Source organism: Lacihabitans sp. CCS-44 (assembly GCF_024343735.1).
In the GTDB taxonomy this organism is placed as follows: Bacteria; Bacteroidota; Bacteroidia; order Cytophagales; family Spirosomataceae; genus Leadbetterella.
On the sequence record NZ_RJUE01000060.1, the window covers coordinates 311,602 to 332,398 of the forward strand.

Consider the following 20,797-nt stretch of genomic DNA (forward strand, 5'->3'; position numbering starts at 1 on the left):
AATGACCAAATTCTTATTTTCTAAAATTGGCAGCATAGTTCTCTCTGGCATTCTTTTGGGGCTTTCGTATCCTTCTTTCGACCCAATTCCGACAGGGATTTTGGCATGGTTTGCGTTTGTGCCGTTTTTATTGGCTCACAGAGAAGAAAATTCGTTCAAAAAATATCTGCTCAATGCAAGTTTATTCATCCTTCTGGCAATTTTGATTGACGTTTATTGGCTCAATTATTACAGCTTCAAGGCATATTTGTTTTGTGTTTTTTCGCAATTTTATTTTTTTGTTTTACCGCTAACAATTTTCTATTTCAAAAAAAAACGCTTCGGTTGGAAAACCGCTCTTTTACTGTTGCCTTTCGTATGGACACTCACCGACTGGCTTGCCCACCTCGCACCGCATGGAATGCAAGTATATTTGCTTCCATACACCCAAGCCAATAACATATGGCTTGTTCAGTTTATTGATATTACAGGAATGTGGGGAATTACCTTTTGGGTGGTAATGATGAATGTTTTGATTCTGCTCTTCATCGAAACTAAATCTAAGAAAAATTTGATCTTTACCGTAATCTGGCTCATTTTACCATTATTTTACAGTTTCTATGTACTAGTATTAAATTCTCGTAGTGCCATCGGTACAGCCAACCGAAAATCTAAAGTTTCGATAGTTCAGACCAATCAAGATTCATATTCAACTGACTCGACAGCTTCTCAAAAAACCTTTGACGAAATCGTTTCATTGTCAGATTCCGCAGTTCGAACTGCCCAACCCGATTTAATCATACTGCCCGAAGCGGCCATTCCTGTCGCTTTGTTTCAAAACAAAAATTTATTAGACTTTACCAAAAATGCCATTTCCAATTGGCAAACTTCGGTAGCGATTGGCTTTGTAGAGTTTCCTGACTCAACAAAAAAACATATTTTTCGCAATAATGCCTTAGTTTTCACGCCACAGCTTGCCATGTTTTGGGATTCGCTGAAAATTCAAGCCCAAGATGTAAAAGTGTATCAAAAACGCTACGGTTTGCCATTTGTGGAGCTAATGCCTTATTTTGAAACCCAACCAACAACAAGAGGCTCGGCGATGGAGCGGGGCACCGAGCCTTATACATTTAGTTATGCCAATTTCGCAGGCGATAAATTTAAAGTCGCTCTCACGATTTGTTGGGAACAAATGTATCCGCACCGCATGGCTGAGCTGGTGAATGACAATGCCGAATTTGTGGCGTTAATGAACAACGATGCGTGGTTTGAAAAGTCGGGCGGGGCAAAACAGTTATTGGCTTTTACGAGGCTTCGAGCCATAGAAAATCGCCGAAGTATTGTTCGATGCTCGAATGGTGGTATTTCGTGTTTTATTGACCCATTCGGCCAAATTTCGGGGAAATTGCCTTGGTTTACTTCAACTATTGGTACACAAGAAGTGCTTTGCGTATACAAAAAGAGTTTTTTCACACGTCATCCCGAATGGTTTCCGAAGTTTTGTGGGGTGTTATTGGTCCTGATGCTATTGTTTTTATTCTTCTTCAAAAAACAACAAACTACCTCCTAAGAGGTATTTTGGTTAGTTTATTTAAGAAATATTTTTGTATTTCTTATGATTCTAAATAAATCTTGTTCTCCATGAAAAGTACATTTTATATACCTTTTAGCTTCATTTTGTTAGTTTTTTTATTACAAAATATCACAGTTTATGGAGGAAGCAAACCTGCTTCTGGGTGTTTTTATCCAAATCAGTGCAATCCTGGTGGAGGAAGAATATCGATAGAACGGAAATTTACACAATCCAAGAAAATACAGTTATTTGATGTAAGCACATTAAATCTTAAAAGTACTGTTCAGAATTTTGTTAAAGAAACTCAATCAGCAATTTCAATTACTTATCCTGATGTAAACACCATTAGTGCGGCTGGAAATACTTGGCTTGAATTCGATGGTTTTGATAATTCTTTCAATATGAATATTGGCGTTGCTAATAATTTTTCACCTCAAGTATGGACTTTGCCTACCAATCTACTCACTTATATGTATGGAACCAGTCGGCAAGATTTTTTAAACCTGAGTAGTGTACCTGTGGCTTTGCAGATTGCAGGGGCAAATCGTGTAACTCGTGAATATTTTTATGACGACCAAGACCGCCCCATGAAGGTCTATGAACATTATAATATTACGAATGCCACTATTGACCACTTGGGTACAAGTTATGATTTAGTTAGCGGACAAGATGATACTTTTGATGAACCTAACTATAAATTTGCGGATATTCCACTCGACTTGAATGATTCATATACGGCTATAGAAGAAGAAACTGATTATATAGCCAATGAAATTTTAACAAAATATGAAATTTCTACTGATGTAGATGCTTATGGGACGATAACTACACCAGATGGTACTTTTAATTGCTTAAGAATGAGCCATCTAACAAAAAAATATACTCGCCCAAATGCCTCTACTGCATATACACTTGTTTCTACAATTAACCAAATAACATTCATTACCAAAGAAGGCTATTATTTTAATGCTAATGTTTCAGCAACAAATGGGACTGTTTCTGTTACAAATGTACGCTATCGGAAAGTGGTTTTATCTTCCCTACTTGCTGAAAGTTCAGATGTGAGAATTAGTAATGACAGCAAAGGTGTTACAATTAATACAGATAATGATTTAGCACACCCATCAGCAATTTTAGACATAAAGAATGATAGTTTAGGAGTTCTCATTCCTCGCATTGCTCAAGCCAACCGCCCGAATTCACCTGCCGAAGGGCTATTGGTTTATCAGGTTGACAACACCGCCGGATTTTATTATTTTGACGGAACATCGTGGCAAATGTTAAGCACTTCAACACCATTGGCAAGCATTGCTTCACAAAATACAAGAATGGGCATCACCAACAGCCCTTTGATGAAAGGGAAAAGTAAGCTACATAGAGGTACGGCTTTTATCAAATTTGAACAAAGCCAAAATAATTTTGAAGATTTAATGATACAGATTCAGCTCGAAGGCAATTGCAATGGATTATATATCTCGAAGAAAACTCGTGAAGGTTTCGAGATAAAAGAATTGCAAAGGGGAAAATCAAATGCGAAATTTTCTTGGTCAATCAATTAATGTCGCCGCTTTTAGTTTAGCTTCCTGTCGGCTCGAAATTTCGAGTTTATCATACAGGTTTTTAACGTGGTACTTGATGGTGTTTACTGAAATAAACAGTTTGTCGGCCATTTCTTTGGTAGGAGTTCCGTTGGCAATCATCTTCAATATTTCTACCTCTCTTCCGCTTAGGTTGGCGGTAGTTATTTTATTGTTTTCGCCCAATTTTAGTTTGTTAAGTTCATCTTCGAGTTTTTCGATTTGCGAAGTTCGCTGAAACAACGAAGCCTGAATGTCGGCATTTTCTTTGTGCAAAATACGCATACGATACACCACCGCATAGCTAAGAATCAGCATTTCAAAAACTGACGATACTTTCATTAATGCTGTGGTGATACCCAAATTGGGTAATCCAAAAATAGGTAAAATGAAAAAATCTATCGTAAGTAATAAAATAAAGCTATAAGCTATGGCAAAAAATGCAGAAAATTTGTTTTTATTAAAAAGTAATAAGCTCGAAATCCAATAGACGCTCAAAAGCAAAATGCCAGAAAGTTGTGCCAATGCAAACCAAATAAAAGTATCGGTAAAAACATATAAACCAAAAAATAGGGCTGACATCAGCGAATTGAAAAGAGAGTAATATTTTAGGAGAGGAAAATACAATTGATGCCGCAGATACTCAGAGGCAAATAAAATACCGAAAGTGACAGTAGCAAAATGAAAAATTACTTCGCCGTCTTTTGCCAACCATTGATTTTGAAATAAATAAGGTATCAGTCCGTCTCTGAATAGAATCGTAAAGATAATGCCCGTCAAAAAAAAGGAATAATACAAAAAGGTAATCTCTCTAAAATTGAAAAAATAAAATAGGTTTAAAATCACAATTACTATGGCTAATCCGTAATATAGACCATAGCTTATGTATTGACTTTTAAGAGATTTTATGACGGCACTTTTAAGATGACTAACCACAGGAAAACCACCTTCCTTTTCGCACAATACACTCAAATACAGCACTTTATTTGCTTCTAATTCAAAAGTTATCATATTAAAATCAGGCAACTGTTGCACTTCTTTTTCATTAATAAAACCTCGAACCTTCCGAATCCTTGCCGACGAAACCTCAATCAGCCTATTTTGATTATCATTCTCAATTTTTAGCCAATAAATTCCATTTTCTAAGCCCCTATTTATTTTTGTTTCAAAAGGCTTAAAAGTAATTGCCGAAACATTGGTAATTGTTATTTTCTGCAAAGTGTCATGGTAATAACTCATGTTTACCTGTGCTTTTATAGCAAGCGGCAAAAAAATTATAACAAGTAAGATTTGTACGATTTTAGTTTGCATAAATCAAATTTTCAATTCAAGAAAATGAATACACAAAGATAAGATTCTTATTAGGGGTTTTACTTTCATCGTTATGTTTTCTGTTTCTAGTATAAAATCTCAAAACGTTTATTATGGTTTTAAAGCTGACAAAAAGACATTAATAACTGACTATAAGGATATTATATACACACTACCCATTTACTACCCGTCTGTTTTTTGTTTAGCTGATATGTATTTATCTACCTTTGGCACATTGATTTCAAAAGTTCAAGCAATATTTATGAGCACAAAAATTAAGCAATTTTTATCAGCCAAGAATCTATTCTTATTTGTCATTTACCTTTATTTTATGCAAATAGATTTGTTTGCAAATACCATGGGAGGACCTCAAAATCATGGGTATCCTGGTGGCAGATTAAGTGTTTCGGCAATCAAACCAAAAGTGCTACAACCCTTTGATATAAGTACCTTAAATTTGAAGAATACCCAACCTCAACATTCGGTTACTCAAACCAATTCAGCAATTTCAATTGATTATTCAGATTTTAATACTATTTCGTCTATAGGAAATACGTGGCTACTATACCAAAAAGTAGATGGTGGATTTAGTATGAATATTGGTATAGCAAACAGCACTACTCCACAAACATGGACATTACCCTCTACCCTTGTGACGGGTATTTCGGGTGTGGGTAGAGGCGATTTTATTAACCCCAATGCTGTGCCGGTAGGCTTAGAAATATCTGGTGCAAATAAGGTTATGCGAACCTATTATTTTGACAACAACGACCGACTATTAGACCAATATGACCATTTTTTTATAGATAATGACGGCGTTGACCATCTCGGCACCAGCTATGATGTGGAAGTTGGTAGTGATGATAATTTTGATGAAGAACCCGACTATGAATATGCTGATGTACCATTTGATTTAGGAGATAATTTCTCGACAACAGTTGAGGAAAAAGATTATGTATCTAATCAAACACTCACAAAATATGTTCAGAATTCAACTGTTGATGCCTTCGGAACAATATCAACGCCCGATGGTGTCTATGAATGCCTACGCTCAATTGTTACAAGCCAAAGATATACTCGACCCGATGAAAACACGGCCTATACACTGGAAGGCACATACATTTGGGTAAGTTTTTTGACAAAAGAGGGCGTATATTTCAGAGGAGTGGCTTCCAGTTCAAGTGGCACGGCAAATATTAGTTTTTTTGAATACCGAAAAGTTGTTCCAACAGCAACTTTAACAGAACAAAACGATGTAAAACTCAACAACGACAGCAAAGGCGTAACGATTAACGGAGATAACGACACTCCTCACCCGTCAGCAATTTTAGATGTAAAAAGTGAAAATCAAGGCATTTTGATTCCTCGAATTGCCAAAGCTAATAGACCAGCGTCACCGGCATTGGGCTTACTGATATACCAGATAGATGATACCCCAGGGTTTTACTTTTACGATGGCTCAGCTTGGCAAAGGTTAAATTCTACGGCGGTGCTCATGGCCAGCAATAACGAAAAAAATGTTTCAGCCCGAATAAATCAATCAGAAAATATACTTCCGGCGAGCCTGATCGAGAGCTTTACAGGAAAAGGACGGCTATTAAAAGGAGCCACATTTATAAAATTCGAAGGACCAATTGAAAACTATGAAGGTTTACAAATAAATATTCAGTTGGAGGGCGACTGTAATGGCGTATTTATCTCAAAGAAAACCCGTGAAGGTTTTGAAGTGAAAGAATTGCAAAAAGGTAAATCGAATGCTATGTTCAGCTGGAAAATCATTAAAGAATAATATCTTTTTCGATAGATTACCGAATACATTAAATACCTCGAAGGAGGTATTTTTTGATAAAATCAGCGAATATAAATTTGTACCAACAAAAATAGCCATGAAAATAAACATAGGAAGTAGAACCAAAATAGATGTTGCGAAAATGCTTTTTTGCAAGTCTGAAGCTAATTACACACGCGTTTTTTTGAATGACGGCAGCGTGGTTTTGACATCGACCAATCTGGGAAAAATCGAGGAGCGGTTAGGAAAAACAAGTTATTTGGTAAGGCCGAACCGGTCTTTTCTGATTAATATCAAATATGCGAGCTTTTTGGGAGGAAGCGAAACAATTTTATTGAAAACCGGAGAAGAAATAAAAGTATCTCGGAGAAGAAAGGCCTTGATAATAAGACATTTTGAAAACATTTAATTTTTAAAAAGATGAAAAAAGTAATTCTTAGTATAGTATGGCTATGTGGTGTTTTACCGGCTTTGGCACAGTCAGGTTCGCATTTTGGTAGGTACGCTGGGGCTGTTGGAGTCAATCAGAATTCTTTGGAAAGAGCTTCGGCTGTTGGTTACAATGCCAAAGTTTCTGTTAACGACGGTTTAGTTTTGGGAGATACTTTGCTCGTGAAAGTTGGAATTGGTCTATCCCATCCTCGCTACAGACTTGATGTGAAGGGGGTATTTAATACCAGTATGGCCTACAATAGCCCGGTTTACAAAATCAATGACAGAAATTTTTTAGAATTAGATGAGAAAGGCCAGTTTGTTTTGAATTCCTTTAAGATGAAATACACCAACGAAAATCAATGGTCAGACAGAGTCTTTGAGAAAAACTATCCCCTAATGCCTCTTATAGATGTTGAAAAACACATCCTTCAAAACAAACATTTGCCCAACATCCCTTCGAGTAAAGAGGTTGTTGCAAATGGAATTTCGATGGATGGAATGATATCAAAACTTCTTGAAAAAATTGAAGAACTAACATTGTATGTCATAGAACAGCAAAAACAAATAGACGCCCTAAAAGTAAAACAGCGTTGAAATAGGCTTGAAGACGATAAGCCTTAAAAATACAAGAAACATGAAAACTATACACATTGGTGGGAGGAGGTCTATTTCTCCCGATACAATTTGGTATCTTCAATCAGACCAAAATTATCAAAAGTATATCTCAATTCTGGCAAAATGTATTTTGTTGCCACCAGCTTAAAAGTGATCGAGAACAGGCTAACAGAGCTCGGGAATTTCGTAAGAATAAACCGAAGGGGGTAATTATAAACAACATTTTTGTGCAACAACAGATAAACTCGCCAGTGACAATGCCTAACAATATATCCTTTGTGATTTCGAGAAGGCGAAATATTCAATAATCATGGTTTGAAGAATCTCATTTTCTATCTTTGATTAAAAGAATATCATATGAATAGAAAAAAATTCCTTCAAACCAGCCTTGGTATTTTGATTGGCTCCCAAGCATTTTCGAAGCCAAAAAACAAACGTAAACTTTGTTTTAATACATTGGCTTGTCCCGACTGGAGTTTGCGAGAAGTTTTGGAAAATGCCAAAAAGTATGGTTACAAAGCGGTTGAAATCAGAGGTATAAAGGGCGATGTAGATATTCTGAACAGTCCTGAATTTGCACCAAGTAGAATCGGCGATATTAGAAAAATGTCTGAGGATTTTGGTGTAAAAATTCTGAATCTCAATTCTTCTGTGGTTTTACATGAATATGAACCCGAGAAAAAAACAAAAAACCTAGATACCGCAAAGAGATATATTGACTTAGCTCAGCAATTGGACTGTCCTTTTGTGAGAGTTTTCCCCGATAAATTTCCGAAAGAGAAATCCAAAGAATTTGCTTTAGATACTATAAAATCTAATTACGAAACGCTCATCGATTATTGCAAAGGCACAAAAGTAAAAGTGTTGCTCGATGCTCATGGCGATTTGGTATGGTCAGAAGACCTGCTAAAAATGATGCAAGGCTTTGATAAAAAGCACGTTGGCATTATTTGGGATTTTTTCAATATGCATTTGATTACCAAAGAAAGTCCACAAAAAATGTATGAAACCCTGAAATCCTACATAGAAATAGTACAAATAAAAGACGGTTATTTTAAACCCAACAACACCTACGAATATACCCTCACGGGCAAAGGCGAAGTGCCAATAAATGAAATTCTTGGAATAATTGAAGGCGATAAGTACAAGGGTTTCATTAGTTTCGAATGGGAAAAACGCTGGCATCCTGAATTACCAAATCCAGAAGTGGCGTTGCCAAGTTTTGTAGATTATATCCAAAAACAGTTTTGAGTTTCCAGATTTTTCATACTTTTGGTTATATTCTAACCTTAAAACACTATTAATCATGGATTTAAACATCAATTATTTGGCAATAATCATTGCCGTTGTAGCCAATTTTGTACTTGGTTTTCTCTGGTACACACCGCTTTTGGGCAAAGTTTGGGCCCAAGAACTCAAAATGGACACCACTCAAAAGCCCGATCCAAAAATCATGATGAAAGGCATGGCATTCAATCTGATCGGTAATTTTTTTATGGCTTATGTGTTGGCTCACAATAACGCCGCTTGGAGTTTTGTGCCTGGCATGGATCAGATGGGAAAACTTGGAACCATCCTCAATTCTGCCATTTTCACTTGGCTTGGTTTTTATGTTCCCTACCATCTTGGAGCCATCGTGTGGGAAAGTCGCTCTTGGAAACTGTTCTTTATCAACACGGGCTATGCTTTGGCCTCTCTGCTGTTGGTTTCGGCAATTTTGACTTTCATGGGTTAAGCCTTGCTTTTTGAATAGATTTGCCACGAATGCACGAATATCTAAGCCGTCTTATCTGTGTGTTTGTGGCAAAAAATGACCCCATCAATATCAACGGAGCCATTTAACCCTAACCATTATGATTTCCTAATTACAAACTTCCAAATCCATTATGACCCCAAATGCACTCCAATTCATCTTTAGGCTAGTTTCTGAAAAAGTCTCAATGTCGTACTCCCAGCCAGTTTTTGATTTCTTGTTATAGTCCAATACGCTGCTGATTACAATTTTCTTTTTATTGGACGACAAAGCCCACTTGCCCGAGTCGTTAAACCGCCCGCCCTTAGAGCCTTGTTCCCAAGTGCCGTCAGCTTTAAAATATTGTGAAGAAATTGTACCCGTACCAGCTTTTGCACACCACCATTTGTCTGTTATTTGGGAGGTAGGGTCCGGATTTGAGGCTTCTTTGGAGCATGAAAAATTCAATAAAAGTATAAGTATAACAAAAAGCGAACCTTTGATTTTCATAGTAATTATGGTTAAAATTGTAATAGTTTAAAGAGCCAAATTTGGTCAAAACGTGCTGTTAAAATAAAGGACTTACTCTGACATTTTGCTAATTATTCTTGCCGAAGGACTTAATAACCACCTTATTGTTTTCTGTACAAAAATCGGTGGGTTTTGCATCCAAGTGTCGCACTTGAATCCCAAAACAGCCAACTTCAAAAGTACTTTGGGCGATTTGGCACCATGCTTATCCATGACTGGGTAAAGCTGGCTTAAACCATATGCAAAGTGCGAGGGCATGGTGGGATGAATGTCTGTACAATCGTTCAAGATAACTACTTGGTCGGTTTCATTAAATGGTTTATGCGGTGTTCCTTTCGGAATCAAAATACTTTCACCAGCCTTTAATGTGCGTTTTTGACCATTGATAAGTAAACTCAGTGTTCCTTTTTCCACTGCAAAAAATTCATCGAAGTTCTGGTGAATATGTTCTGGAGGTCCCTCAGCGTATGGCTCTAGGGACATCTTTAGAAAAACTTTTTCCGCATCCAGCTTTTTTATGCTCAATTGCATTCCTTCTTCTTTACTTGCAAACTGTTGATGTTTCTCGAAATATGCTGGGTAATCAATCGGTTTTGGCAGGAAAACATGGTTAAACAAAATGCCTCCGCCGACAAAATAAAGTAACACAAAGCCGAAAAAGTAAATGGTAATCTTTTGAATCATGGCTATAAAATTGTAATGATTATGTCACAAAATTATAGTGCTCAAAAGCTCAAAAATTGTAAAAAATGAAACTCAAAGGTAAATAACACGAGAAGTGATGGGCAGCGAGAGATTTTTGAATTCCTTAGGTGTAAAACCCGTCATTTTCTTGATTTGATGTATGAAATGGGCTTGGTCAAAATAGTTTAACTCATGAGCCAAAGCTGTGAAATTCTCAATTTTTGAATCCTGTTTGAGCATTTGAATGGCCTGACTCACCTTATAAATATTCTGAAGGCTTTTGATACTTACGCCCGCATGGGATCTCAAAATTTTGTTGACATATTGGTGAGAATAGCCTGTTTTGTCAATTATTGCATTGATATTCAGCTCATTCCTGAATTTTATCAAGTTTATAAAATCCTGAGGTAAAGTTACGCTGTCAAACTTGGAAAGAATGTTTGACAATATTTTCTCAAGAATAAGAATCTTGGTCTCGCAAGATTCCACTTCGCCCAAATTGTGATAGATACTTTCGAAGAGATTTTTATTTATCAGGTCGGCATCAATGGCTTGGTTTTTAAACTCTTCTATCGGAATTTTTATGAAAGGGTAAGCTCCGCCGGATTTAAAAATCACCCCAACTTGCTGGTGAATTTCTTCTTCTGAGTCATACTTCATAGAAATAAAATTGGTAAAGACCCCAGTAAAAACGCAGCGTTTGATGGGCAAATGTAACTTCCCGCTGATGCTGGCGACAGGTTTCCCAAAATTAAAAAGCAACAAACAGGATCCATCAGGAATGACTCGCTCCTCCTTGAAGTTAGGCCGGCCATTGCTCGCCCAAATGAGGTCAATATAAGGCAAAAGTCTAGCATTGGGTTTCTTGATAAAGAAATCCATGCCTTCATTTATTTTTATATTGACGGGTGCATCCATTCAGGAAAGAATTGAATTCGTGCAAGTTAAAAGAATTTTTGAATAAGAAAATTGTAAAAAATGAAACTCGGCTTAGGCCCTCTTTGAAAACTCAACAACTGTGCCTTCTGAACTTGAAGAAACGCTCAACTCCCCTCCTATTTCCTCCGCCCGGGACTTCATGTTACCCAAACCGTAAGAATTTCCGGTATTGGCTTTATTGAGATCAAAGCCAAGTCCATTGTCAGAAATCTGCAAGTTGTAATTGTCTTTTTCGAAATTTCCGTCCATTTTTACCAAACTCGCTGAGGCGTATTTTTGGGTATTGTTAAGTGCCTCTTGCACTATCCTAAATAGATTTAGACCCTCAATTGGCGTTAAAACTACCTCTTCACCTTTTATATTAATTTCCACGTTGAAGCTATTTTCATCACTGAATTTTTTTACAAATTCCTGAATCCTCGACCTCAAATCTGCGACTGAAATTTCAGAATTATAAGTAGCCCAAATCGTATCTCGCAAACTCTGTGCGGCCAAGCGAACTTCGCCTGAAATATTCTCAAGTTTCTCGGGTTTAAGTTTTTGATTTTCAAACAGATAAAAGGCATTGTCAAGACTAGTACTGACCACCGTAAGCTGCGAACCAACGCTATCGTGAAGTTCTTTGGCTATGCGTTGGCGTTCTATTTCTTTGGCAGATAGTAGTTTCTTTTGGTTTTCTATTTCAATGTTTTTGAGTTTTTCAGTTTCTGTAGCTTTTGTTTTTATGCTGGAAATTCTCCATAATAATCCACCCGAAACCAAAATTCCTAAAATTCCAAGGCTTAAACCAATGATTAAGTTGCGATGTTGTGCAATCTCAAGTTGAGCCGCTTTCAGTTTTGCTTCCTTATCAGCAGTTTGATATTTTACATCAAACTCCGCCAAAAGCTTATTGTTTTCGGCTGTATAAAGTGAATCTCGCATTTTGATGATTAGTTTTTGATACATATCACCATTTTTTAAATCCTTTTTTACATAATGTAGTTTTTCTAAGGTATAAAACACTTTGAGAATCGAGCTGTTGTCGTGGTGTGCTTTTGACAATCTCAATGATTCATTTAAATACTGGTTCGCTTTTTCAAACTCATATTTATCCGTATAAAACATTCCGAGAAACCTTGACACATCAATAAGTGTCCAATCGTCTTTATATTTTTTAGAAATTGCGTACGCTTCTAAAAGTGGTTTTTCGGCAGCATCTATATTGTTCAAACGACGATACAAATTTGCTGCTGTGGCCAAATGAGAAGCATAAGTATCATAATTTTTTTGTTTCTTTTGATATTCCGCTGCTTTAAAATACATTAATTGGGCCTTTTTATAATCTTCCAAAGCAATATGTGAATTTGCTATGCCAACATAAATCCAATACAAGTAATCTTCATCATTTTCAGCTTTTGCCAAAACAATCGCCTCTTCATAATATTTCAATGATTCTTTAAAGTTTCCTGACTCATGATAAAATAAGCCAAGTGTCTTCAAGGCTCTCATTTCCAGATTTTTCTCTTTATTGTTCTTAGAAATCTCCAAAGCTCTGGTGAGATAAAATTTAGACTTTGGAAAATCGCTCTTGATTAAAAGCCAATTGCCCAAGCTTATTGAAGATTCAAATTCGCCAACAGGATCATTAATTCTTCTAGCTAAAACAAGACTTTCTTTTGTTATAGATATTGCAGAATCAATTTTTTGGATATCATAATAATATTGACCCATTTTTTGCAATACTTCAACCTTCCTTTTGGGGTCTTTTAGATTTCGATACTCTGTATTCAAGCTATCTAAAGTTGTTTTATTTTGGGCATATATGCTCCCTGAAAACAAGGTCAAGAAAATTAAAAATATCCTCATACCCACCTGTTTTTTTGTGCCACAGCTACGGCCTCCAGTTTGGAATGTACATGTAGCTTTTGATAAATGTTTTCGATATGCTTACGAGCGGTTTTGGCAGAAATAAAAAGTTGGTCGGCAATTTGGTTGTAGGTCAATCCAGCCGCCACTTTCTCCAAAATCTCAATTTCTCTTTTTGACAAATTATAAGATTCTGGGCTTAAATACGATTCTGTTTTTTGACCTACAACCTCCTGATTACGCAGCATTTTAAGGGTTTTCATGGCTATAGTTGGCGACATAGGTGCACCGCCTTCCATCAGCTCTTCTATGGCCGCCACTATTTTAGAAGGTTTTTCGTCTTTGGTCAGGTAGCCGGAAGCTCCGGCTTTTATGGCCTCAAAGATTTTGTCTTCACGGTCGAGAACACTCAACATCATGATTTTTATTTCAGGAAAAAGCTCCTTTATCTGCCTAGTGGTTTCTATGCCGTCCATTTCGGGCATTTCTATGTCCATTAGGAGCATATCTGGGCGGTGATTATTGAGCTTGTCCAATGCATCATGACCACCGTTGGCTTTAAACAATACCTGCACCTCATCAAATATCGAGAGATTCTGACCTATGTTTCGCAGCAAAGTGGGATTATCGTCAACGAGGCCAATGGTAATCATGGAGTTTGTTTTTATACAAATGTAGGATTTTATCACATCAAAAAACAATAAGGCATTTGACGTATTTATAAATTTCTCTCTAACTGAGCATTAAAAAAATAGGGCAAATGCCTTATTGAGTTCTTTTTTTTTCATGGTCAAATTTGTGTCATCATAAAACATAAACTATGAAAAAATTATTTTTGGTTCTTGTGGCTTTTACTGTTTTTTCTTCTTGCGAAAAAAAATCAGATCCTTCGCTACAAGACGCTGCCTGTAAAATACAAAGCCTTAGCGTTGAGTCACTTGGAAATATCCAATACGTTTTTGATGCAAACGATTTTTTGAAAGAAATAATTTTTCTCGCCGACGATGGCACCAAATCTTCTTCAGTTTTTGAGTACAACAATTTGGGTGATGTTATTAAAACTATCGCCACCGATGGAAGTTATGACATCTACAATTATGACAATGCACGAAAACTAACCCGGGTAGATTTTTTTCAAGCTGACAAAACCATGTCCAATCAGTTTGTGGTAACAATGGACGACAAGCGTCGAATCACCAAAATGGTATCTGAGACCTGGGGAGCAGATGCGACCTATGAATACAACTATGCTGGGGGTAAACTTTCTAAGATTGTGGTTAAAGCAGACGGTTTAATATTTGACCAAACAGACATAACAGCTTATGAGTCTGATGCCACTAAAAAGCACTATGAACTACAATTTAAAGGCCTTGCTTTTAATCCAACCCTGCCAACCAATGATATCCTCTTGTTTGCTCCGCTTAACTACCAGCCATATTCTGATTTATGGACTGCTTGCAAATATTTGGACGAATTAGATGATGACGGAAATCCAACAGGAAAACTAGAAGTATATGCCGACAGAGAAGTAAGCTATACTTACAATACAAACAATTACGTAAGTGGGCTTACTATAAAAGACAAACTTTCTCCAGAAGTTATAAAGCAAGTAATGAGCTACACCAATTGCAAGTAATTGATTATTCTAAATTAAAGATGATATGAAAACAAAATTACTTATAGTTTGTGTAGTCTTTTTGGCTTCTTGCAAACTACTACCCGACACTCTAAATCCAAACAATACGCCAGAGGAAGTTTTAATTTCTCAATTCGAAAGAGTGGGTTATAGCGATTTGCTGATTGCGAAAAACGGAACATATCACACTGTTTTTCAAGAAAGTCCTGATATTGGAAAGCCCATCTATATCTATTACTCACAATCTTTAGATGAAGGAAAGTCCTGGAGTAAGCCTATAACTCTTAGCGATGACGGCACGGGCAATGGCAGCGGCTATGCCAGAATCATTGAAGATGGTCAAGGGCTAATATATGCCATTTGGAAAAGATATGGCAGTGCAAAAATCCCTCAGCCAGATATAAGTCTTGATGGCCCAGGTGGTTATGTAGCCGGCACACTCATGTATAAAGTTCTTCAAGGGAACTCATGGGGTAGCCAAAAACGTCTTGCAGACAATGAATTAACACAGTTCTCTTGGTTTGCCAATGTTGACCCCTCTGGTACGCTCAGAGTCGTTTGGTCACAGATTAGCAATTTGTCTTCCACCAATAATTGGGTAAACAAATGGTACGCCGATTGGATTCGAGAGGCAAAAATGAATGGCTCCAATTATTCAATTACAGCATTGACCAACCCGCTTCCCGCAGAATATCCAACTGGACCGCCAAAAAGAGCTGGGTATAACAATCTGGATGGATACTATGACAGCAACGGCAAGCTTCACTTTGTGGGGGAAGCCCTCGACGATGAAGGTGTACAGAACTTTATTTATTTCAACGGAACGGGTGCTTTTTCTATTTATAAATTTCCCAAGTTTTCAACGAATAACACTTTCATGAATCCGCCACGTTTAGTTGTGGATGACAACAACAGAGACCACGTGGTTTTCCAACCCAGCAGCTCTACGGTAAGTACTGACCAAATCTGGGACATCACTCCACACAATGGCCAAAAGAAAATAATTGGAGAAATCGCTACAAAGGGGGCTGAAATTCAAAGCTTTCAGGTCACTCAAGGCCCGGGTGGGAAATATGGTTTAGTTATACAAGCGGGTGGGTTAGTAGAATCAAACCAAACTCTGGGTGTGTTTTATTCCAATGGAAAGTTTGAAAACTTAAACCTTTCAAACAACGAAGCCAAAGAATCCTTCTTTACTACTGAATTTCAAAATTTTGCACAGAAAAAAACCTATTTATCCGTTCTTACACTTTTTCTTACGGATCATACCAGTGTAGCATATGATAATTCTGGAAAACGAAAAATCCTGATGACGATTTCGGAGCAATCTCTGTTAGGAGGAGCCAGACTGAGTAGCCCATCTTTGTATTATGTAACTATTGACTAACATGAAAACTTTATCAAAATCAACCCTTGTATGGTTAATTGCATTTAGCATTTCTTCGCAAAGTTGCAAGATTACGGAAGCCCTAGAACCCGATGACGATGATACAGATAATCAAACAAACAGTGCATTGTATAAAACTGGCTGGCTCGGAAACGACAATTTGGCGGATACACCAAACAACATACGTTTTGGATTTGCGTCTTCAACCAACTTGCCAAGTTCTTTTGACAATTCCAAACTGATGCCACCAGTAAAAAACCAAGGTCAATACGGTACTTGTGTTTCTTGGGCCACGGGCTATTACACCAAAACCGCCACTGAAGGAATCAGCTTTAATTATGGAGCCACAGAACTGGCAAACGAAAAGAACCAAATAAGTGCAAAAGACTTGTTTACGTCCTTACCAGAAGGCAACTCAAAAGGTGACAAGTGCGACGGAAGCAGTTATATCATCAATTTCGAAATGCTTCAGAAGCGTGGTGCGGCTACATTAGATGTTGTGCCGTACACAGGTTTGGGCGATTGCTCATCTTCATCTATTCAGTCTTCATGGACCAAAAGTGCAGAAAATCACAAAATCAAAAATTATAGAACCATAGAAAGTAGTGTGGTGGCCATAAAACAGCAGATTGTAAACAGAGTGCCAGTAGTAATGGGTGCCAAGCTTTCTGATAGCTTTATGAGCTGGAATAGCGATAACGTGCTTTCAGCCAACACCACTTACAACAACACTGGCCAGCATTCTTACCACGCTCTCACTATCGTTGGCTATGATAACAACAAAGGGCTCAATGGAGCTTTTAAGGTTATTAACTCTTGGGGTACTGGTTGGGGCAGCAAGGGTTTTATATGGATAGACTATAATTTTTTTATCAATTCGTTTTTGCAAAGAGACCAAGCAGGCAATGGCGTGCTGATGGTCATGAGTGATGGAGCAAGTAAACCCACTGGCGATCCTACACCTCCGCCCCCGCCTACAGAAGTTGATCAAGTGTCGGGCATTGAACTGGTTTCTTGGGTAGAGGAAGATTATTCTACCGCGACTGAAACAAAAACGCCAAGTTCGAGATCCGTTGTTTTTGATATTTATAACGATGGTGAGTTTACGGCAACTCCCGTAAACCCTTGGAAAACCTATTATCTGTATTACAACTCAAAAAACGCCAACGACTATGGAATAATATTCAACTACAATTTTACAACTAAAAATCTAGCTCCAAACAAGTACAATTGTACCTCGGGTAGCTCTTGCGACTTCAACCTTTCCATTCCGTCTTGGAGTAGTTTTTCGGAGGAATTATTTGGCTCAGCAGAAGGCGTTTTGGTTAAATATACCATGCCCTCTAACCTGACTGGGTCATATTATATTGTTTTGGTAGTAGATGCAGAAGATGTGTTTCAAGAATATGACGAGGATGATAATTTCTTCTACACTACAGACGATCCAATTATTTTCAGAAATGGAGAAGGCGGAAGAATAAGTTTCAAAAGCACGGGAAAGGAGTTTTCGTTTAAAAATACAATTTCCAAAAACAGCCTCAAAGAACAAAAAAAGCAGTTTTACACCACTATAACACCTGAAAGATTAAACGAATATTCTCCCGAAGAGATTGGGGAGTTTATTGTTCAAAAGAAAAAATCTGGGGAGTTGGAAAGAAAAATAAAAGATTATGAAAACGGTCAAAAAACCAATATCTCTATTGAGCCTTATTTTAAGAAGTAAATATTGGTTTTGGCTGTTGGTTTTGGGTTCTTTCTTAAGCACACAGGCCCAAAAGTTTGAAACAATTGAAGCCAAAAGTATTATATCTCAAATAAAAAAAGGTAAACCCATCAATATCGAAAATGCAGAAATTACGGGAGACCTAGACTTTACAAAAGCTGGCTTTTACACAGAAACTAAGCAAAACGCAAGGGTGATTGTAGAAACCCCCTTGTTTTTTAAAAATTGCAAATTTCGTGGCCAAGTAATTGGTTTCAAAGAGGTTACAGACTTGTCTATTGCAAGTACATTTTCCAAAAACCTTACTTTTATCGACTGTATCTTTTACCAAAATTTTAATCTAAACAGCTGTTATGTTAATTCTGTAAGTGATTTTTCTAGTTCACAATTTTACGGTGAAGTCCATTTCGAGAACTCCATTTTTAATAATCCCGTTTTTTTCAATAAAGCCATTTTTGCCAAAGAATGCTTTTTCCAAAATGCTCGGTTCAGGTCTAATCTTGATTTATCGGAAAGTATATTCAACCAAAACGCAAGCTTCCAAGGTTCTGATTTCTATGATTTAGCTCTCTTTAGACTAGCCGAGTTTCGCGAAAGTTTGGATGTCTCTTTATGTACATTTTTCAAAAATGCTAGCTTTAATTTTTTTAGTATCAAAAACAAAGGGCTATTTAACAACTGTCGTTTCGAAGCCAGGCTCGAATTTGAGAACACAAAAGCAACTACGATAGAAATGGAAGAATGTGTTTTTGAGAATGATGTGCTTTTCAATGAACTCGACTGTGCTTCTTTTAGCATCAACAAATCTCTGTTCTACAAAGACTCTCCAACCATTGATTTTAAACAAAAAAACACCACTCTTTTTACTCATGATGATGCTAAATATTTAGGGCAAAAGTTGCTGGAGATTAAGTAGATATTGATTTATTCTTTTCTGGGTAAACTAAATCACATTTGAAACTCTGATTATGAAAACCCCATATTTTGGGTCATAAAAATATTTGTAGGCAATTGTTGCTATCCACATTTTGCTTTTTTATTAACTCGCGAACATTCATAACTTCCCTATCTACTATTTCATCAAGATTGAATTTTTGTTAATTGATGGTTAAAATCATTCAAATATCAATTTTCAGGATTAATATTGAGCCTTGAAAGTAATTTTTCAAAACCTAGCCATTAAAACCTAAAATATTTGCATGAAAAAAACCATTCTTTTCCTGATTCTCAGTGTCTTTTTATCGACCATTTCCCAAGCCCAAATCTACGTTTTAGAAACTCAAGGACAGGTTTCTTCCAACGGAAAAGCACTTAAAAAAGGAGAGGAAGTCTCGGAAAAAGCAATATTACTTTTTGGAAAAGATAGCAAAATAAATCTTCTTTCTCCCAGCGGTTTTATCAATATTGACAGTCGTATCCCTAACGTAAACACCACAGAATTAGGCATTTTAATAAAAAACCAAGCGTTTTCTAAGGGTAATTCTACCCGCTCATTTTCTGAATCAGAAAACATACAATTGGAAAATGAGCTGACCAACATAATGGATATTTTGGAAGGAAACGGCCAGTCGTTTGAACAAAATTATGGCAATTACTTAGAGCCTTATCTGAAAAGCCGCTTGGATGAGAATACGGTAAAAAAAGCTTTTGATTTTTTACAAAATAAGTACGACAAAAGCCCTCCCACACTTACGGGTCTAATGAGCGACGAGGCTCAATATCAGTCCATTCCGCAAATTTCGAGACTAATTAACAGGTCGTACACGAGTTTGCCCGAGCGAGTTTCGTTGAAAGAATATTGCCCAAAACCAGGTCTTCAACAATACAGCGATTGCGTGGGTTGGTCTACCACTTATGCCGCCCGAACGATTCTTTATGCCATCAGAAACAACATAAAAAACCGACAAACTATTACTAATGAGACCTTTGCTCCGTCATTTACCTACAGTCAGATAAAATCTAGCCAAACCGAAGCTGCCTGTAAACAAGGTTCTTACATTCAAGATGCCGTTAAACTCATCAAAGATTTAGGCTCCATCAAAAATGTGGATTTTGAGTATAGCTGTTCTCCTGTTATCGAAAATCAAGACGTAAGAATTGCCTCCAAATTCAGAATAAAAAACTACAAACGTCTTTCAGGAGATTACAATTCAGACCGCACTCAAATGATGGAAAACATCAAAAAAAGTCTCTCTGAAAAACGCCCCGTGGTAATAGCCATGGAAGTTTATGATTCGTTCCAAAGACCAAGTGCATCGGCCACCAAAGGACTTTGGGAAGGCAAAAAAGGCAAATTGGTTAGCCGACACGCCATAACGGTGATTGGCTACGACGACACAAAATATGGCGGTGCTTTCGAAATCATCAACAGTTGGGGTACTTATTGGGGCAACGAGGGCTTTATATGGCTCAAATACAATGACTTTGCCGCAGTAACCTACGAAGCCTACGAAATGGCTGATTATGAGGCCACTACGCCAAACAATACCAAAGCCGATTTGTCAGGAAGTTTCGAGGTGATTTTAGACAACGGTAATAGCATGCCTGTGAGATTAAACAATAACACATCCGAAACGGTAAACTATGCCTCCACCAAATCTTACAGCTCTGGCACACAGTTTCGTCTGAGTTTTACAAACAACCAGCCGGCTTATGTTTACTTAATCAGCTATGGCACCAACACCACAAAAGTGAGTAACATCTTCCCTTTTGATGGCTACAGTGCGTATCTGGATTATTCAAAAAACGAAATAATGATACCCAACGAAGATTATTGGGTACAGATGGACAACAACATCGGCACGGATTATCTTTGTATTTTGTTTTCGAAAGAAGAGCTGGACATAAAAGCTATCGCCAAACAAATGCAGCGACAAACGGGTAGTTTTGACGCTAAACTAAAAGCCGCCCTTCAAAACAAAATGGTAGAAAACAAAAGCGTAAACCTGACCAAAGACAAAATAAACTTTGAAGCAAAACTTAACGGCAAAAGCGTGATTCCTATTACTTTAGAGATTAAACATGTGAATTAAAGACCC

The 20,797-nt window shown here is 37.2% G+C and carries 19 protein-coding genes; 13 read left to right on the forward strand and 6 right to left on the reverse strand.

The window, feature by feature from the left end; genetic code table 11:
* Position 1: 1 nt before the first annotated feature.
* Entirely contained in the window at positions 2-1,549 is a 1,548-nt protein-coding gene (lnt, locus tag EGI26_RS15610; protein WP_255079848.1) for an apolipoprotein N-acyltransferase, read from the forward strand.
* Positions 1,550-1,620: 71 nt separating this feature from the next.
* Positions 1,621-3,111: a hypothetical protein gene (locus tag EGI26_RS15615; protein WP_255079850.1), complete on the forward strand. Its 1,491-nt coding sequence runs from the start codon at positions 1,621-1,623 to the stop codon at positions 3,109-3,111.
* Here EGI26_RS15615 and EGI26_RS15620 read toward each other — a convergent pair.
* Entirely contained in the window at positions 3,100-4,440 is a 1,341-nt protein-coding gene (locus EGI26_RS15620) for a 7TM diverse intracellular signaling domain-containing protein (RefSeq protein ID WP_255079851.1), read from the reverse strand. The two genes, EGI26_RS15615 and EGI26_RS15620, sit on opposite strands and share 12 nt — an antisense overlap.
* Before the next feature lie 331 nt (positions 4,441-4,771).
* On the opposite strand from EGI26_RS15620, the gene EGI26_RS15625 reads away from it, so the two are divergent.
* From EGI26_RS15625 to EGI26_RS15650, 6 genes are all read left to right on the forward strand, one after another.
* Positions 4,772-6,229: a hypothetical protein gene (locus EGI26_RS15625; protein ID WP_255079853.1), complete on the forward strand. Its 1,458-nt coding sequence runs from the start codon at positions 4,772-4,774 to the stop codon at positions 6,227-6,229.
* A 97-nt stretch (positions 6,230-6,326) separates the two neighbouring features.
* Positions 6,327-6,638 (forward strand): LytTR family DNA-binding domain-containing protein, encoded by a 312-nt coding sequence (locus EGI26_RS15630; protein WP_255079855.1) that lies wholly within the window; start codon positions 6,327-6,329, stop codon positions 6,636-6,638.
* Between the two features lie 11 nt (positions 6,639-6,649).
* Positions 6,650-7,258: a hypothetical protein gene (locus EGI26_RS15635; protein ID WP_255079857.1), complete on the forward strand. Its 609-nt coding sequence runs from the start codon at positions 6,650-6,652 to the stop codon at positions 7,256-7,258.
* A gap of 40 nt (positions 7,259-7,298) precedes the next feature.
* The gene (locus tag EGI26_RS15640) at positions 7,299-7,427 is read left to right on the forward strand and encodes a hypothetical protein (RefSeq protein ID WP_255079858.1); all 129 of its coding nucleotides are present in this window, start codon (positions 7,299-7,301) and stop codon (positions 7,425-7,427) included.
* Between the two features lie 209 nt (positions 7,428-7,636).
* On the forward strand, positions 7,637-8,530 hold the full coding sequence (locus tag EGI26_RS15645; RefSeq protein WP_255079859.1) for a sugar phosphate isomerase/epimerase: 894 nt from the start codon (positions 7,637-7,639) through the stop codon (positions 8,528-8,530).
* 55 nt (positions 8,531-8,585) lie between these two features.
* Entirely contained in the window at positions 8,586-9,014 is a 429-nt protein-coding gene (locus tag EGI26_RS15650) for a DUF1761 domain-containing protein (RefSeq protein ID WP_255079861.1), read from the forward strand.
* Between the two features lie 126 nt (positions 9,015-9,140).
* Here EGI26_RS15650 and EGI26_RS15655 read toward each other — a convergent pair whose 3' ends face one another.
* From EGI26_RS15655 to EGI26_RS15675, 5 genes are all read right to left on the reverse strand, one after another.
* Positions 9,141-9,521 (reverse strand): hypothetical protein, encoded by a 381-nt coding sequence (locus EGI26_RS15655; RefSeq protein WP_255079862.1) that lies wholly within the window; start codon positions 9,519-9,521, stop codon positions 9,141-9,143.
* 72 nt (positions 9,522-9,593) lie between these two features.
* Positions 9,594-10,226, reverse strand: a complete 633-nt coding sequence (locus EGI26_RS15660) for a cupin domain-containing protein (RefSeq protein ID WP_255079870.1) — start codon at positions 10,224-10,226, stop codon at positions 9,594-9,596.
* Between the two features lie 72 nt (positions 10,227-10,298).
* The gene (locus EGI26_RS15665; protein WP_255079872.1) at positions 10,299-11,144 is read right to left on the reverse strand and encodes an AraC family transcriptional regulator; all 846 of its coding nucleotides are present in this window, start codon (positions 11,142-11,144) and stop codon (positions 10,299-10,301) included.
* Between the two features lie 72 nt (positions 11,145-11,216).
* Positions 11,217-13,013 carry a tetratricopeptide repeat protein gene (locus tag EGI26_RS15670; RefSeq protein ID WP_255079873.1) on the reverse strand — a complete coding sequence of 599 codons (1,797 nt, stop codon included), beginning with the start codon at positions 13,011-13,013 and terminating at the stop codon, positions 11,217-11,219.
* Complete coding sequence (locus tag EGI26_RS15675) at positions 13,010-13,666, reverse strand: response regulator transcription factor (protein WP_255079874.1); 657 nt, start codon at positions 13,664-13,666, stop codon at positions 13,010-13,012. Before EGI26_RS15675 ends, EGI26_RS15670 begins: the two co-directional genes overlap by 4 nt.
* Before the next feature lie 167 nt (positions 13,667-13,833).
* Here EGI26_RS15675 and EGI26_RS15680 point away from each other — a divergent pair, with 167 nt between their 5' ends.
* The 5 genes from EGI26_RS15680 to EGI26_RS15700 all read left to right on the forward strand — a co-directional run bounded on the left by EGI26_RS15680 (position 13,834) and on the right by EGI26_RS15700 (position 20,791).
* On the forward strand, positions 13,834-14,649 hold the full coding sequence (locus tag EGI26_RS15680) for a hypothetical protein (RefSeq protein ID WP_255079877.1): 816 nt from the start codon (positions 13,834-13,836) through the stop codon (positions 14,647-14,649).
* Between the two features lie 25 nt (positions 14,650-14,674).
* Positions 14,675-16,036, forward strand: coding sequence for a sialidase family protein (locus EGI26_RS15685; protein WP_255079878.1), 1,362 nt, complete (start codon positions 14,675-14,677; stop codon positions 16,034-16,036).
* A 1-nt stretch (position 16,037) separates the two neighbouring features.
* Entirely contained in the window at positions 16,038-17,759 is a 1,722-nt protein-coding gene (locus tag EGI26_RS15690) for a C1 family peptidase (RefSeq protein WP_255079880.1), read from the forward strand.
* Complete coding sequence (locus tag EGI26_RS15695; RefSeq protein WP_255079882.1) at positions 17,707-18,675, forward strand: pentapeptide repeat-containing protein; 969 nt, start codon at positions 17,707-17,709, stop codon at positions 18,673-18,675. Before EGI26_RS15690 ends, EGI26_RS15695 begins: the two co-directional genes overlap by 53 nt.
* 283 nt (positions 18,676-18,958) lie before the next feature.
* Complete coding sequence (locus EGI26_RS15700; RefSeq protein WP_255079887.1) at positions 18,959-20,791, forward strand: C1 family peptidase; 1,833 nt, start codon at positions 18,959-18,961, stop codon at positions 20,789-20,791.
* Positions 20,792-20,797 lie beyond the last annotated feature (6 nt).

Excerpts from the sequence above, each read along its gene's own strand:
- lnt (WP_255079848.1), top strand. The coding sequence starts at position 2 with ATGACCAAATTCTTATTTTCTAAAATTGGCAGCATAGTTCTCTCTGGC.
- EGI26_RS15615 (WP_255079850.1), top strand. The coding sequence starts at position 1,621 with ATGAAAAGTACATTTTATATACCTTTTAGCTTCATTTTGTTAGTTTTT.
- EGI26_RS15620 (WP_255079851.1), bottom strand. The coding sequence starts at position 4,440 with ATGCAAACTAAAATCGTACAAATCTTACTTGTTATAATTTTTTTGCCG.
- EGI26_RS15625 (WP_255079853.1), top strand. The coding sequence starts at position 4,772 with ATGCAAATAGATTTGTTTGCAAATACCATGGGAGGACCTCAAAATCAT.
- EGI26_RS15630 (WP_255079855.1), top strand. The coding sequence starts at position 6,327 with ATGAAAATAAACATAGGAAGTAGAACCAAAATAGATGTTGCGAAAATG.
- EGI26_RS15635 (WP_255079857.1), top strand. The coding sequence starts at position 6,650 with ATGAAAAAAGTAATTCTTAGTATAGTATGGCTATGTGGTGTTTTACCG.
- EGI26_RS15640 (WP_255079858.1), top strand. The coding sequence starts at position 7,299 with ATGAAAACTATACACATTGGTGGGAGGAGGTCTATTTCTCCCGATACA.
- EGI26_RS15645 (WP_255079859.1), top strand. The coding sequence starts at position 7,637 with ATGAATAGAAAAAAATTCCTTCAAACCAGCCTTGGTATTTTGATTGGC.
- EGI26_RS15650 (WP_255079861.1), top strand. The coding sequence starts at position 8,586 with ATGGATTTAAACATCAATTATTTGGCAATAATCATTGCCGTTGTAGCC.
- EGI26_RS15655 (WP_255079862.1), bottom strand. The coding sequence starts at position 9,521 with ATGAAAATCAAAGGTTCGCTTTTTGTTATACTTATACTTTTATTGAAT.
- EGI26_RS15660 (WP_255079870.1), bottom strand. The coding sequence starts at position 10,226 with ATGATTCAAAAGATTACCATTTACTTTTTCGGCTTTGTGTTACTTTAT.
- EGI26_RS15665 (WP_255079872.1), bottom strand. The coding sequence starts at position 11,144 with ATGGATGCACCCGTCAATATAAAAATAAATGAAGGCATGGATTTCTTT.
- EGI26_RS15670 (WP_255079873.1), bottom strand. The coding sequence starts at position 13,013 with ATGAGGATATTTTTAATTTTCTTGACCTTGTTTTCAGGGAGCATATAT.
- EGI26_RS15675 (WP_255079874.1), bottom strand. The coding sequence starts at position 13,666 with ATGATTACCATTGGCCTCGTTGACGATAATCCCACTTTGCTGCGAAAC.
- EGI26_RS15680 (WP_255079877.1), top strand. The coding sequence starts at position 13,834 with ATGAAAAAATTATTTTTGGTTCTTGTGGCTTTTACTGTTTTTTCTTCT.
- EGI26_RS15685 (WP_255079878.1), top strand. The coding sequence starts at position 14,675 with ATGAAAACAAAATTACTTATAGTTTGTGTAGTCTTTTTGGCTTCTTGC.
- EGI26_RS15690 (WP_255079880.1), top strand. The coding sequence starts at position 16,038 with ATGAAAACTTTATCAAAATCAACCCTTGTATGGTTAATTGCATTTAGC.
- EGI26_RS15695 (WP_255079882.1), top strand. The coding sequence starts at position 17,707 with ATGAAAACGGTCAAAAAACCAATATCTCTATTGAGCCTTATTTTAAGA.
- EGI26_RS15700 (WP_255079887.1), top strand. The coding sequence starts at position 18,959 with ATGAAAAAAACCATTCTTTTCCTGATTCTCAGTGTCTTTTTATCGACC.